This window comes from Siccirubricoccus deserti (assembly GCF_014283215.1).
GTDB lineage: Bacteria > Pseudomonadota > Alphaproteobacteria > Acetobacterales > Acetobacteraceae > Siccirubricoccus > Siccirubricoccus deserti.
On record NZ_JACOMF010000043.1, the window covers coordinates 1 to 13990 of the forward strand.

Here is a 13990-nt window from a genome sequence, read left to right on the forward strand (position 1 = left end):
GTCGCCACGGTCTGAAGGAGAGCCCATGTCCGGGACAACAACCCCACGCCTGGCCCTGCCCTATATCGCGGTAGGGCAGGCGCAGAAGGAACTCGCGCATAGCCAGGGGCTGAACCGGCTCGATGCATTGGTGCAGGCCACGGTGCAGCAGGTGGGGCTGAACACCCCACCCGGCAGTCCGGTCGAGGGGCAGGCCTGGATCCTGGGCACGGCCCCGACCGGCGCCTGGGCCGGCTGGGCAAACCGGCTGGTGCAGCGCATCGGTGGAGCGTGGCAGTCCTATGCCGCCTTTACCGGGCTGGTGGTCTACGACGCGGCGACGCTGACGCAGTGGGGCTGGACCGGGGCGGCCTGGGTGCTGGTCGCGCCGCGCATCATCGACGCCAGCGCCATCTACGATCCGCCGAGCATCGCGGCCGGCGGCGGGGTCACGACCACCATCGCGGTGACGGGCGCCGCGCTCGGGGACATTGTCCGGGTGAGCTTTGGACTCGACCTGCAAGGCCTCACCTTGACTGCATGGGTCTCCGCCTCAGGGACCGTCGCAGCGCGGTTCCAGAACGGCACGGCTGCGGCGATCGATCCGGGGAGCGCGACGCTGCGGGTGCGAGTGGAGAAACCGTAGATGCTGGCAAACGTATCGGCGTGCGGCGCCAGGCAGGGGAAGTTGGCCCTGGGGTCGCTCGTCAACTCGACAGGGAATTCGCGCTGGCCCATTGGCTGACGAGCGGCACCTCGGGCGGGCGGTTGTTCGTGCGGGTGTTCGATGGGGCAGGCAATGTCCGCGAGGACATCGCGGGCGACGTGCTGGCCTCGATCACCATCATGCAGTGGAACGGGCCGGCCAAGGGCTGGAATGCCGGCGCGCCGATGGATGACGCCAACTTCAATCGGCGGCAGACCATCCACGTGGGCGCGCCCGTGGCCTATGCGCAGGTGGGGGTGATTGGCTTCGATGGGCCGATCGATCTGCAATCGTTGCGGCTCTACGGGCCGCCCGAGGCCGCGCCCGCGGTGCTGAATGGCACACCGCTGTTGACGGGTGCGCTGTTCGGCTCAGGGCGACGGGAGTTTGCCGCGGAGGTGTCCTGGGATCTGCCGAGCCTGGCGCCGGGGGCGACGGCGCTGATCGATGTCACGGTGAACGGGGCACGTGCGGGCGACCTGGCAACAGCATCGCTGGTGTCGTCGACGCGCTTCATCGAGCTCGATGCGGCGGTGTGGTCGAACAACACGGTGCGCGTCATGGCGCGGAACATCTCTGCGGCGACGTTCGATCTGGCGGCAGCGACGCTGTCGGTGGGGGTGGCGAAGCGGCGGCTTCCCTAAGCTTGGGCCCATCGTCAGCCCAACCACAGGGCAAGCGTAGCGGCCGACCGTGCCACTATCCTTTTCCACCTCGGTGCGCGGCCGCTTCAATTCTTTGCTCGCCGCTGTTAAGCCAGCGTGCCGGGCGGTCTGGCTCCAGCGGAAGGCCAGGGGGCTATCCGGTGCATCGGTAGAGCACCGCGACCCACCTCCCATGCGAAGGGATGCGGGAACGCGTGAGCACAGCGTACGATGACTTACTTGTCGGTCTGAATGATGCGCAGCGTGTAGCGGCGGAGCAGCAGGCTCCATGCTTGGTCATTGCTGGCGCCGGCTCCGGGATAACGAGCACGCTTACCGCCCGGGTCATGCGCTTGCTTGGACGCGACCAGCTCCCTCCCGAAAGACTACTCTGCATCACATTCACGAACAAAGCCGCAGCGGAGATGCGCAAGCGAATAGCCGCTCGCATCGGGGCTGATCATGCGCCGTCGTGGGTGGGCACATTCCACGCCATCGCCGCCCGTCTGTTGCGAGAGGATGGCCGAACGGTGGCCGGGCTCCCTCCGGGCTTCACCATCCTGGATCAGCGGCAGGCGCAGACAGCGATGGGCGCGGTGCTGGGGTCGGAAGACCGCAAAGAGATCGAGGAAGTCCATGCGGCAGTCTCGCTTCTGAAGAACTGCCTGATCCTCGATCGGGCAAGCCTGGGGCGCCCGGAAGTCACTCGGACACCAGCCTTCCGCCGGTTTGAATGGGATGTCCTCAACCGAGCTATGGCGGTCATGCCGCGCTACCAAGATGAGCTGAAGCGACGCCAGGCGCTCGACTTTGACGACCTGCTCGTATTGCCGGTCACGGCAATGCGCGCCGATCCATCGCTTGCCTCGCGCTGGGCTGGGCGGTTCGACGAGATCCTGATCGACGAGTACCAAGACACCAACCACGCACAGCATGCGATGGTGCAGTTGCTATCGTCGAGACATGGTCGGGTCTTCGCCGTGGGCGACGACGCGCAGGCGATCTACGGATTCCGCGGCGCCGAGGTAGCCCATATCCGGCGCTTCGTGCAGGACTATCGTTCCGCCAAGCCAATCCGCCTTGAGCAGAACTATCGCTCGACCGGTGCCATTCTTGCAGCCGCGAACGCCGCAATCTCGCGCGATAGAGACACCATTCCAAAGCGGCTCTGGACCGAACAGAAAACCGGCCAAAGGCCCACCGTCCGAAGTGCGGCAACAGCGGAAGACGAGGGGCGGTTGATCGCCACCACCATCCAATCGCTTCGTTCTGAACGGGCGGGCGACACTCCGTGGAGCGAGTTTGCCGTGCTCGTCCGTGCAGCGTTCGTGATGAAGCCGATCGTGGAGGCCCTGCGGGTCGCCGCGATCCCGTTGAGGCGCGTGACCGACCGGGCGCCGGAGGTCGCCACCGAAGTCCAGGCCGCTATCGCATGGCTGAGGTTGGCAGCCAGTCGCCGCGTTGAGGGTGGACGCGAGCGCTGGGACCCAGGTGCCGATGATGCCTTTCGGCGCGCATGCGTGCTGCCACGTCGCGGGATCAGCGGAAGCCAGTTCGGGCGTCTCCGAGACGCCGCGAGCGAAAAGGCAATCGCGTTCGCCGATGCTGTTCGAGCGGCCGATCTGTCACCGGAGGACCGAAGCACATTTGAACCCATAATCGAGATCGCCCGGCGGATCGCGTCTGCGCTGCCCGGGCTGGCCGCCGATGATGCTCTCAGGCTCGCGGCCAAGGAAAGCGGCACGGCCGCCCTCATTTCTGCGGCTGGTCTCAGGGCAGAGGAGGACTTTCAGGCGACGTGCACCGCCGCGATCCAGGCTGGCAGCCTGGCCGGCTTCGTCGACGTGGCAGCGATCGATTTGGCTGAAGAGATCACCACTGCCGCTGATGGTGTTCAAGTCATGACGCTGCACGCGGCCAAGGGGCTCGAGTTCGACCACGTATTCCTCGCCGGCCTCGAGGACGGTCTCTTTCCGAGCAGGAAGGCCGAGGACCAAGGAGCCCTGCCCGAGGAGCGCCGGCTCTTCTATGTGGGCCTCACACGAGCTCGACGAACTCTCCATCTGAGTTGGGCGCAGAGCCGCCAGTATCCGAGCAGGGCGAGCCGATTTCTGTCCGAGATCGAGCCGCTGCCACTGCTTCCGACGATCGAGCTAAAGTCTCCCCGACCTGTCCCCCCGAAGACGAAGAGCGCGCCGGTACGGCGGACAGCGCCTCCGTCTGAGGCGGAGGTCAAGCGGCTCGTGGAGGACTACTACAAGCGCACAGGCAAGCGGCCTCCCGGGTAATCAAGGCTCCGGGCCACGAACCTCCGCCGCCGTGGAGCAGGCGACTGCCCGCACGACATAAGGGCACAAATCACAAATCGACATGTCGTTCATATTGACATGTCGCTTCGTCTGATATCTAACCTCCCCATGATCGCCGTCGAGCCATCCCTCTCCGATCTGGCCGCCGCCTCTGGCATCGAGGCGCGGACCATTCGCTCCTGGGTTGCGCAGGGCCTTCTCCCCGCGCCCCTTAACCGCGGCCCAGCCGCCCGCTACCCCGCCGATACTCTCGAACGGGTTCTGGCCATCCGCGCCATGCGTGACGTCCTCGGGATGCCGCTGGCCGAGATCCGCAAGGAACTCCTGGTTGCCAGCCCGGATCAGATCCGCGCCTATGCCAGCCGTGTGCCGGGCTCGGCGCAGGAGCCCGCGCCGCCACCAGCAGCATCGAGCGCCCTCGATTACATCAGCGCCCTCCGTGCCGGACCCGGCGTTGCGTCCAAACCACCCCCACCTGCGGCCGCGCCACTCGCCGCGCCGCCGCTGCAGGGCTTCGACGCGCTGGAGCACCGTCTTGGCCAGGGTCGCGCTGAGCCTGCCCGCAAGGCACGCGCCGAGGAGTGGCTCCGCATCCCCATCACCCCCGACGTCGAACTCACCGTCCGCGCCCCGCTCGATGCCGAGCAGCGGGTCCGGCTGGAGCGCTGCGCCGACCTGATCCGCGACATTCTGCTTGGGAGAGACCGATGACCGACAATACGCTCACCCTCACCGCCGGCCTCGACCGCACCCGCGCTTGGGAGGAAGGCGGCTCGGTCCGCTACCTCGTGGCCGAGCTCGCGGCAGAAGATGCGACGACACCGCGCCCCGAGGGGCCTGCGCTGAACCTGGCGCTCGCCATCGACGTCTCCGGCAGCATGGCCGGCGACAAGATCGACGCAGCGCGTCGCGCGGCCCGCGCGGTGGCAGAGGCGCTGACCGAGCGCGACCGCCTCATAATCATCGCCTTCGACAGCACGGCCGAACTGCTTCTCGACGCCCGCCCAATGGACCGTGCCGGTCGTGCCGCGGCCATCTCCGCCATCGCCGGCCTTGCAGAGCGCGGCGGTACGAACCTGTTCGACGGCTGGCTGCTGGCCGCTGAGCGGGTGGCGGTCGCCATGGCAGCGGCGCCGCAGGCATCGCACCGCGTGCTGCTGCTGTCTGACGGCCAGGCGAATGAGGGCGTGACCGAGCGCGAGGAAATTGCGCGCCACGCCGGCGCCCTGCTCGAACGCGGGGTCGTCACCTCCGCGCTCGGCATTGGCAATGGCTATGATGAGGAGCTGCTGGGCGCCATCGCCGAGGCGGGCGGCGGCAACCTGCACGATGCCGAGCACGCGCCCGAGATCGGCGAGGTCGTGCTGGGCGAGTTGCAGGCGGGCCGCGCTGCCCTGGTCGAGCGCGTGACCCTGCGCGTCACCGTGCCGGCCAACCTGCGGGCCGAAGTGGTCGGCGCCTGGGCGCATGCCGCCCTGCCGGGCGTGATCGAGGTGATGGTCGGCAGCCTGATGCCGGAGCAGACCAAGCGCGTGGTCTTTCGCCTCCATTGCCCGTCCGGCGCCCCCGGCACAGCCATCCTGCTCGGTGTCTCGGCTGGTGGCGCATCACCGGATGGCGGCGATGCGATCGACGCACGCCCGGTCGAGGTCGAACTGCGCCTGGCGCGCGGTTCAGAGAACAACGCCCAGCCGCGAGACGCCGCCCGCAGCCTTGCTGTCGTCCAGGCCTGGCAGGCGGAGGCGCTGCGCCGCGCCGTGCGGATGAACCGCGAGGGCGACCGCCGGGCAGCCAAGCACTTCCTGGAGCGCGAGCTGCGCTGGATGGAGCCGTATGCACGTGGGATCCCCGGCACTGAGACGCTGCTGGCTGAACTGATCCTGGTGCAGCGCCGGGTCAGCGAGGAATGGGACGAACGGACCCGCAAGGAGGTCTATGCGGCTTCCTACAAATCATCGCGGTCAGAGCCGGACCTGCGCGCGGCGCCACGCGCCACGCTCACCGAGCGGTTTCGGTCCCCGCCGAAGTCGCCTTGAGCCGTCCCCGCTCCCTCTCGCGCAGGCTTCGCCGTCAATGACCATGCTCGCCGACCTTCCTGGCCTGCTCCAACCCGTCATCGCCATGGCGGAGTCGGCGGGGCGACTGCTTGCGGCAGAGTTCGCGCGGCCTGACGGCCCGCGTGGCGCCAGCAGTCATGCGGACGTGGATGACGAGATTGAGGTGATGCTGCGCGAGCAGTTGCCGGCGCTGCTGCCCGCTCGATGGCTGGGTGAGGAAACGGGCGAGCAGGTCGGCCCTGGAGGCGGCTGGTGCTGGCTGGTCGATCCGCATGATGGAACCAGCGCGTTCCTCGATGGGCATCGCGGCTCGGCTGTTTCCATCGCGCTGCTCCGCGAGGGGGTACCGGTGCTGGGCGTCGTGCATGCCCCGCTCTCGCCCGATCGCGGTGCGGACACGATCGCCTGGGCGGAGGGGCTCGACCATCTGCTGCGCAACCGAGCGCGGGTCACGCCCTGTCTGGCCAAGGGCGCGCTCTCAGCCGGTGCGATCGTTTTCGTCAGCCAGGCCGCGCCGGAATGGCCGGTCGGCAACGCACAGGCCGTGGCCCCGGCACGCTTTGTGGCGCTGCCCTCGATCGCCTATCGGCTGGCGCGCGCGGCGGTAGGCGACGGCGTGGCGGCGGTCTCGCTCAACAGCCCCTGCGGCTGGGACTATGCGGCGGGTCATGCCTTGCTACGCGGCGCCGGTGGCGTGCTGCTCGATGAAGCGGCGCGAGAGGTGACCTACGCGGCGGACGGTCGCAGCAGCACGCGGCGCTGCTTCGGCGGTGCTCCTATCCCAGCCCGCGTACTCGCGGCACGGGATTGGGGCGCGGTCCGCAGCGGACGGCGCCAACCGCATCGGGTCGCACTTGGATGGCCCCGCATGCCTGAACGCGTTGCGCTGGACCGCGCCATTGGCTGCCTGCTCGGGCAGGTGGTGGGGGACTCCCTTGGCTCACTGGTCGAATTCCGATCGCCGCGGGACATCGCACGCCAATACCCGGCCGGCGTGCGGGACCTCGCAGACGGCGGTACCTGGAACACCATCGCCGGGCAACCGACCGATGACAGCGAACTCGCGCTCGACCTCGCGCGTACGTTGGTCGGTCAGACGTCCTGGCCATCCGAGGCGGTAGCAGCCGCTTATGCTGGCTGGTACGCCTCGCGGCCCTTCGACGTCGGCGGCACCACGCGCCAGGCGCTGTCCGCCGCCGCGGCGGCCGCACAGGACAAGGCCGGCGCAGCCCGGAAGGCGGCGAAACGAGAGAGCCAGGCGAATGGCGCCCTGATGCGCTGCGCGCCCATCGGCGTCTGGGCACGCAACGCCGCCGAAGCTGCAGCTGCAGCAAGGCAGGATGCGGCGCTGACTCACCCGCATCCGATCTGCCAAGCAGCATCGGCAGCCTTCGTGGCAGCGATCGCGATCGGCGTCGCTGGCGGCGACCGGGAGACGATGCTGACAGCGGCGGAGGCGGCAATGGCGGAGCAAGAGGCGGCGCCACTGCGTGCCGCGCTCGCGCGCGCGCGGGCTGGCCAAGGTCCCGGTGACTTCATGAGCCAGCAGGGCTGGATCCTGATTGCATTCCAGAATGCGTTTCGTCACCTGGCTGCCGGGACGTCCATCGAGGACGCCCTCATTGAGACGGTGAGTGCCGGCGGCGATACCGATACGAATGGCGCGATATGTGGTGCGTTGCTCGGCGCAGCGCAGGGGCGTTCGGCAGTTCCCACAAGGTGGAGCGTACCGGTCCTGGCTTGCCGGCCCGCGCGCGAGCTCGGGTCGCCGCAGGCGCGACCCGCGTGCTACTGGCCAGACGATCTACCGGCCCTGGCCGAGGCCCTGCTGGCCCGGCGAGCGGGCGCGCGCTCTTCGTGATTGCTCGAATCAGCACAAGCTTTACGCTGCAGCAGCCCAAGTAAGCAGGGCACAATGGGGGGCGATGGAATGGCCTTGAGCGAGCTCGGCCAGCGGTTCAAGCGGTATGCAAGGCAGAAGATTCTCGATTTCGTCCGCGCCGACGGGCCGCAACTCGACAAAGACGCAACATACCGGGCGATCCGCCAGGGCTTCGAGGGTGGCCCTGATGCGGCGGCAGAGCTCGACGCCGTCAGGGAGGGTGACACCACACAGTGGCTCACGTGGACGCAAGAGGCAGTTGCTGAGTTGGTCCAAGCCGGCATCCTAATGCCGGCCGAGGGCGTCGGCCAACTGCAAGCGACTGAACTGGGCATCGACCTGTCGCGGCTGCCGGCGGGCTTCCGGGATACGCAAAAGACACGCGAACTCTCAGCGGCTTTCCAGGATGTGCAGCCCGACGCCCAGTTCGAGAAGCAGGCACGGGCAAAGCTTGACGAATTTGCTCGCCGGTTCCCACCCGAACGGCTTACTTCACTGAAGCTGAACGATTACGCGATGGGCGGCGGCGGTCAGGATAACTTGTCCTGGTGGCTTGAGCGTGGGCTAGAGAAGCTGGGTAAGTTCTCGCCGGGCAATGCGCTCCGCCATCTGATTTACCTCCAAAAAGACGGATCCGTGTACCTGGCGCCCCAGGTCAAGCATCTGTCCGTCGACCAAGCGGTCGCGGAGGTTGCTGGGTGGCACGCGGAAGCCGTCGCTGCAGCGGGGCGCGATCCCGACAGCGTCGACTTGGATGCTCACGGCGTACCGGCACGCTTCCTAAAGCTGGTGAACAGCTACTTCCCGGATAGCTTCCTCCCCGTGAACAGCCGCTACCATCTCGAGCGGTTCCTGATCGACTTCGGCGTCTCGGACGCGGAAGTTCCGAGTGGTTCAGCACAGCGGAACAGGCTGCTTTACCAACTCTACGATGCTATCGCGCGCCCGCGAGGCTTGAGTCCTTGGGATTTCATGAGGATCCTCTACACGCGCTTCGACCCGCGGCGCATCAAGTTGGATCCGGGTCGGCTTCGAGGTTCAATTAGGTTGTTCCGATGGGTGTTCGGCGAGCGCTTCGCAGGACACCGGTATCTCGAGACAGAGCGAAACTACAAGGAGGCGATCGCCGAGCGATGGCAGAAGGCCGCTGCTGCCTCGTCGCTCGATGCCGCCATCGCAGAGGGAAACTGCGTTGCGAAGGCGCGAGAGCTATTTCGCGCCCTGACCGACAGTCCGAGCAATCTGCTTTCCTTCCGGTACCATGCACCTATCACCAATCTGACGAACGAAGCGGATGCACGGCTACTCGTCACGGCGGTTCGGGACCTGCTGCAAGGTGCGTCGAGCGAAGATGGCGTCCCAGACGTCGGCGCCTTCAACGCGCGGATAGCACCGCTCTACGCCCGACTGGATGAGACGCCGAGGAAGGCTGCTTCGCGTTCGATTCCCACCCTGATGCTGTGGCTCTCGTTTCCAGAGCGCGAGATCTTCGTCAGATCGGAACTCTTCAATCGCGCTCGTTCAGCCCTGGGCGCAAAATCTGGCCCTAGCGACGACGGACTGCTGTCGACATCCGCATACGCTGATCTGCGCGCGTTCGCCGAGGTCGTGCGCGATGGCATTGCCGAGCTTGAGCCGGCGGACATGATTGACGTGCAGAGCTTCCTCTGGTGCGTATTCCAGCACTCTGATGTCTGGTTCGGGGGTGCCACCTACGATAAGAAGGACATGCTGCCTGCGTTTCGAGAGCGCGGGATCTATGCGGTCGGATATGGATCATCCGAGGCGCTGCGACCACTCCTCGCAGATCTGGAGAAGCTTACCGCCGAAGAGCGGAAGGCACGGATCGCGACCATCGGCACGCTCAGCGCTTCGAAATCCGAGATGCAGGCTCTGACCGCCTTCGTGGAATTGGCTGTGAAGCCAGGGGCCATCATCATCGCCAAGTCGTCATTCTACCATGGTGGTGCCAAAGAGAGCGTCATCCGAATCAAGGGTACCGCGACGAAGGAAGAGGGCGGGGGATACGACACAGAACTTGGGCACTTCGTGAAGGTTGACTGGGGCGACCCCGTTTCCGTCGACCTCAACGCGGGGAAATTTTATCCGCTTGTGGGCGGCACGCTGGCGAGCCTGAAGCTCGCGGACGCGCTGAATTTGCTAGGGGGCGACGAACTGCCGCACGTCGTGAAGCCGCCGTCCGAAGGTCCAGCCGTACCACCCGAGCCGATCTCTGACGCACCGCCTCTTCCCACAACACCTCCGACGCCAGTCCTCGACTTACCAAAGAACCTGATCCTTTTCGGCCCGCCCGGCACCGGAAAGACGTGGCACGCCCTCCAGACGATTGCGCCTCGCTTCGGTCGGAATTGGCGGATGGTCACATTCCACCCGAACTTCGCCTACGAGGAATTCGTGGAGGGCCTCCGGCCGGTCAGCGAGGAGGGCAAGCCCGTCCGCTACGATGTCTTGCCTGGAGTCTTCCGCTTAGTCTGCGAGGAGGCGAGTAAGCACTCGGAGCAGCCCCATCTGCTGATCATCGACGAAATCAACCGCGCCAACCTCGCCTCCGTCTTTGGTGAGCTGATCACTCTGATCGAAGAGGATAAACGGGACAGCGCGCGCGTTATACTTCCGTACTCCAAGAAGGAGTTTCGGGTGCCCGGAAATCTCTGGATCGTGGGCACAATGAACACGGCGGACAGGTCAATCGCGCTGATGGACGTCGCGCTGCGGCGCCGCTTCGTTTTTCGGGAGACGCCCGTGGAGTACTCGGTGCTAGCCGACGATTTCGGGAAGGCCACCGACCCGGCGCTTGCCGGGCTCAATCTGGCGGACGTGCTGAGCACAATGAACCGCAGGCTCCGGGTGCTGCTCGGCCGAGACTACCAAATCGGGCATGCGTGGCTCCTCGACGTACGCACGCTGGACGAACTCCGCCGGCGCTTTGCCGAGCGCGTGCTGCCCCTGCTTGCAGAATACTTCCACGACGACTGGAGCCGCGCATGCCTGGTGCTCGGCGAGGATCCACGGAAACCCTCGGCCTCGGGTTTGATCCGCCGGACGGCCGCGAAGATGGCGGACCTTTTCGGTACCGGGGCGGACCATCTGGGAGAGGACAGGATCCTCTTTGACATCGGTAACCCTGATGGCTGGCAAGCGGAGACGTTTGCCGCGATAGCCGGCGGGACGACGCCTTCGGAAAGCGAGGACGGCGCTGGCGCGTGAACACGGCAGTCCTCACCTGCCGCGAGCACGCTGACCTCCTGGTGGGCGGCGCCGGTGGCCTCACAGCCCCTGAGCTGGACTACCTCGTTCGCCTGCGAGAGAGCGGTGCCTCATTCTTCGCGGAGCGGAGGACAGGTGGCGCTTGGACCTGCAGGTTCGCCGGTTATGCAGGGGCGATTGCTCTGCCCGGTGGCCGCACTTTGGAGGTCCTGCCCAAGACTGTCGGCGAGGAACCGCACGTCGCCCGTGCCGCAGTGATGCGGATGCTCGCCGAAACCGGCTTGGCGCCTTCTGTCGAGGGCGACCTTGGTCAGTATGCGGCGTGTCCACATCTGATCGAAGCGTACCTCCGGGTTGCGGCCCAGTTGACCCAGGACGCCACGCGTTTTGGCCTCGTTCAATCTTACCGCCGTGAGCATCTCCGCTCACCTGCCATCCGGGGCCGATGGCGCATTGGGGCCCAGCTCGCGCGGCTTCCAGAACGGGTCGACGCTCATCTCCTGGACGCCGACGTATTCACGGCAGACACGACCGTTAACCAAGCTCTCAAGGCGGGCGTAGGCTGGGTCGAGCGGCTCACGACGTCGCAGCCGACCCTCGCGCTGTGTCGATCGGTGCTCGCTCGAATGGATGTGGTACGGAATCTAGCGCTGTCGCGGGCCACGCTGAAGCCGATCTTGACGGGGCTGACCTTGGATCGTCGTCACGCCCACCTCGAGCAGTCGCTTGCCGCGCTCCGTCTGGTCGTTGGCGGTCATGGGAGTGCCATCGCTGCGGGAGACAACGCCCCTGGACCCGCCTGGCTATTCTCAAGCGACAAGCTGTTTGAGGTCTACATCGCCCAAAGGATGCGGCGGATAGCTACACAGCTGAGCATCGTTACCCAGGGACCATCGCTGTCGTTCGACACCGCAAGACGCTTCTTCATGTTGCCCGATGTGACGGCTCATGAAAAAGGGAAGCCCCTCGCAATCTTCGATACCAAATGGAAGGAAGTCCGAGGTGTCCGAGACATATCGCAAGACGACCTTCGCCAGATCTACGCGTATGCGCGTGTGTACCGCACAAAATCGGCGATGCTGCTGTATCCGGCAACTGGAGGGAAGGCGGGAAAGATCGCCGACATCACCGTGCAGGATGAGGCGAAGACGCGCCTCGCTGCCTGGCGTATCCCCCTTCCGGAGACCACGGCCGCCGACGGAGATGGGACGCTGAACGCATTGCTGGCAGATATCGACCAGCCCGCCTTGGTCTAATCGGTATGCCTCATTGCACGCGGCTTTCTACCACCTCTCCAAGGCTCCAGCCTGGAGACCGTTCGCATCCAGGCGTACTCCCTCCGGCGGCTATCCTTCGTCTATGCGGCCGGCCCAACCGGCTACGGGCTGCAGCGGCAGATCGCTGCGCTCAGTCACGACTGCGCCGTGGTCGCGCCCTCGCTAATCCCGAAGCGCCCGGGTGAGCGGGTCAAGACCAACCGGCGCGACGCGCTCTCCCTGGCCCGACCGCATCGCGCCGGCGAACTCACGCGGTCTGGCCCAACTCCAACATTGCGAAATCGCAACTTTCTGAAATCAAACGGACACTCCAGATCGGCGCAATCACCGCTCGCGCTTTCAAAATAGCTTTAGCAAGTCAACTGGTTAGTGCTGGTTGAAAAGCTGAACCCGGCCGTCGGCACGACAAACAGGGCTGAATTCCGTTTCCTCCTTTAACTACAAGTACTTGCGCTGCCGCACTGTTTAAATTGGATTTGGGTCCCAAATCCCGCCCATAAGGCCGCGCAGGACCCGCGTTGCGTGCCGCACCGGCTCGCCCAGATTAGCCCTTTGTGAGCACCGCCACCGCTACAGGATCCAGCAATCGATGGGGGCGCGATAGCGCGCCGCCGTGCCGGGTCGCCGCGGCGGCGAGCCCGCGGCAGCAGACGCGGCGGCGTCCACCTTCGGACCGAGCTGCAACACCTGGCGCGGCGGGATGCCGGGGCCAACGCTGCCGATCACGCCCCCGCCGTGGCGGCAGGCCAGTGGCGCAGCCGTTGCCCGCAGTCCACGCTGCTGCGGCCCATCTCGGCGCGGGCCCCTTTTTTGATGCGTGACGCCGTGCGGCCGCGGGAACGAACTGTTGGGGTAGCGGTTAACGCGGCGGCACTCTCACCAGTTGGAGGCCTCGCAATGCCTACCCGGAATCCCGAGAGCACGGCCAGCATCATGGGCCACCCGCTCCACCCGATGCTGATCCCGTTCCCAATTGCCTTCCTTGTGGCGACCTTCGTGTGCGACCTGGTCTTCTGGCGTACAGGTAACCCGGCCTGGGCGACGGCCTCGCTTTATCTACTCGGGGCAGCGTTGATTACGGCGGCGCTCGCGGCAGCGGCAGGACTCGCCGATTTCCTAGGCGACAGCCGGATTCGCAATCTGAGTCCCGCTTGGCACCACATGATCGGCAATGTCATTGCCGTGCTGCTGTCCCTGTGGAACTGGTGGCGCCGCTACGACGCCCCGGATGCAGGGGCGGTAATCCTGCCAACCGGCCTGATCCTGTCGCTCATCGTGGTGCTGATCCTGCTCTACACGGGCTGGCAGGGGTGGGAGATGGTCTACCGCCATCGTGTCGCAGTTCACGACGCACGGCTATGAATCTGGCCGACGACTGCACACGCCGGGCCCGGCCCCTACCGATGCCCTAGAGATGTCAGCTTCGCGCGTCGAATACGCGTTGTCGATCCCGGCGATGACACGATCAGCGTCCCCGGGGTCGACTCTGCGGAGCAGGGCACCGATTCTTGCCTCCACGCAGTCGTTGCCCTCCTTCGACTGCGGCGAGTCGACAAAGAGCAGAAGGGCGAGGCCGGCGACCTGCAGGAACTTTGAGTGTCAGTTCTCCAGCGTGCCGCGCATCATCTGCACGTGATAGTCCGAAATTTGGACAGGCTGCTGGTGGAGTCCGAGGACGCCGTCAAAACGCCACCGGTCCGGGGCCAGACTTTCGGGCGTCTCCTCGCGGTCACGCCATCGGCAGCTGGACAGGCAGCCGTGCCTGAGGAGTTGCCCCTGCGCATCCCGTCTACGCCCTTCCGGGCCGGTCCCGACCAGAAACCGGGTGGGCAGCAGCGGCGGAACAGGAAAGAACCACCCGAGGACGAGCCCGTTAGGGCTGCCATACAAAGACGTGCCCTGCACGCT

The 13990-nt window shown here is 66.1% G+C and carries 10 protein-coding genes and 1 pseudogene; 10 read left to right on the plus strand and 1 reads right to left on the minus strand.

The window, feature by feature from the left end; all coding sequences use genetic code 11:
• Nucleotides 1-25: 25 nt before the first annotated feature.
• The 10 genes and pseudogenes from H7965_RS22735 to H7965_RS22780 all read left to right on the plus strand — a co-directional run bounded on the left by H7965_RS22735 (nt 26) and on the right by H7965_RS22780 (nt 13444).
• Complete coding sequence (locus H7965_RS22735; RefSeq protein WP_186772873.1) at nt 26-625, plus strand: DUF2793 domain-containing protein; 600 nt, start codon at nt 26-28, stop codon at nt 623-625.
• A 20-nt stretch (nt 626-645) separates the two neighbouring features.
• Nucleotides 646-1329 carry a hypothetical protein gene (locus H7965_RS22740; protein WP_186772874.1) on the plus strand — a complete coding sequence of 228 codons (684 nt, stop codon included), beginning with the start codon at nt 646-648 and terminating at the stop codon, nt 1327-1329.
• Between the two features lie 215 nt (nt 1330-1544).
• On the plus strand, nt 1545-3617 hold the full coding sequence (locus H7965_RS22745) for an ATP-dependent helicase (RefSeq protein ID WP_186772875.1): 2073 nt from the start codon (nt 1545-1547) through the stop codon (nt 3615-3617).
• 129 nt (nt 3618-3746) lie between these two features.
• Nucleotides 3747-4349: a helix-turn-helix domain-containing protein gene (locus H7965_RS22750; protein ID WP_186772876.1), complete on the plus strand. Its 603-nt coding sequence runs from the start codon at nt 3747-3749 to the stop codon at nt 4347-4349.
• Complete coding sequence (locus tag H7965_RS22755) at nt 4346-5674, plus strand: vWA domain-containing protein (protein WP_186772877.1); 1329 nt, start codon at nt 4346-4348, stop codon at nt 5672-5674. The genes H7965_RS22750 and H7965_RS22755 overlap by 4 nt, the downstream gene beginning before the upstream one ends.
• 37 nt (nt 5675-5711) lie before the next feature.
• Nucleotides 5712-7556 carry an inositol monophosphatase family protein gene (locus H7965_RS22760; protein WP_186772878.1) on the plus strand — a complete coding sequence of 615 codons (1845 nt, stop codon included), beginning with the start codon at nt 5712-5714 and terminating at the stop codon, nt 7554-7556.
• Between the two features lie 75 nt (nt 7557-7631).
• Nucleotides 7632-10805 carry an McrB family protein gene (locus H7965_RS22765; protein WP_186772879.1) on the plus strand — a complete coding sequence of 1058 codons (3174 nt, stop codon included), beginning with the start codon at nt 7632-7634 and terminating at the stop codon, nt 10803-10805.
• Complete coding sequence (locus H7965_RS22770) at nt 10802-12061, plus strand: McrC family protein (protein WP_186772880.1); 1260 nt, start codon at nt 10802-10804, stop codon at nt 12059-12061. Before H7965_RS22765 ends, H7965_RS22770 begins: the two co-directional genes overlap by 4 nt.
• A gap of 84 nt (nt 12062-12145) precedes the next feature.
• Nucleotides 12146-12334: pseudogene (locus tag H7965_RS22775) on the plus strand (IS110 family transposase); the annotation flags it as partial.
• 645 nt (nt 12335-12979) lie between these two features.
• Entirely contained in the window at nt 12980-13444 is a 465-nt protein-coding gene (locus tag H7965_RS22780; protein WP_186772881.1) for a DUF2231 domain-containing protein, read from the plus strand.
• A gap of 237 nt (nt 13445-13681) precedes the next feature.
• Here the strand turns inward: H7965_RS22780 and H7965_RS22785 are convergent, their stop codons facing one another.
• Nucleotides 13682-13987 carry a hypothetical protein gene (locus tag H7965_RS22785; protein WP_186772882.1) on the minus strand — a complete coding sequence of 102 codons (306 nt, stop codon included), beginning with the start codon at nt 13985-13987 and terminating at the stop codon, nt 13682-13684.
• Nucleotides 13988-13990 lie beyond the last annotated feature (3 nt).

Coding starts and splice junctions, on each gene's coding strand:
- H7965_RS22735 (WP_186772873.1), top strand. CDS start 26: ATGTCCGGGACAACAACCCCACGCCTGGCCCTGCCCTATATCGCGGTA.
- H7965_RS22780 (WP_186772881.1), top strand. CDS start 12,980: ATGCCTACCCGGAATCCCGAGAGCACGGCCAGCATCATGGGCCACCCG.
- H7965_RS22750 (WP_186772876.1), top strand. CDS start 3,747: ATGATCGCCGTCGAGCCATCCCTCTCCGATCTGGCCGCCGCCTCTGGC.
- H7965_RS22755 (WP_186772877.1), top strand. CDS start 4,346: ATGACCGACAATACGCTCACCCTCACCGCCGGCCTCGACCGCACCCGC.
- H7965_RS22760 (WP_186772878.1), top strand. CDS start 5,712: ATGACCATGCTCGCCGACCTTCCTGGCCTGCTCCAACCCGTCATCGCC.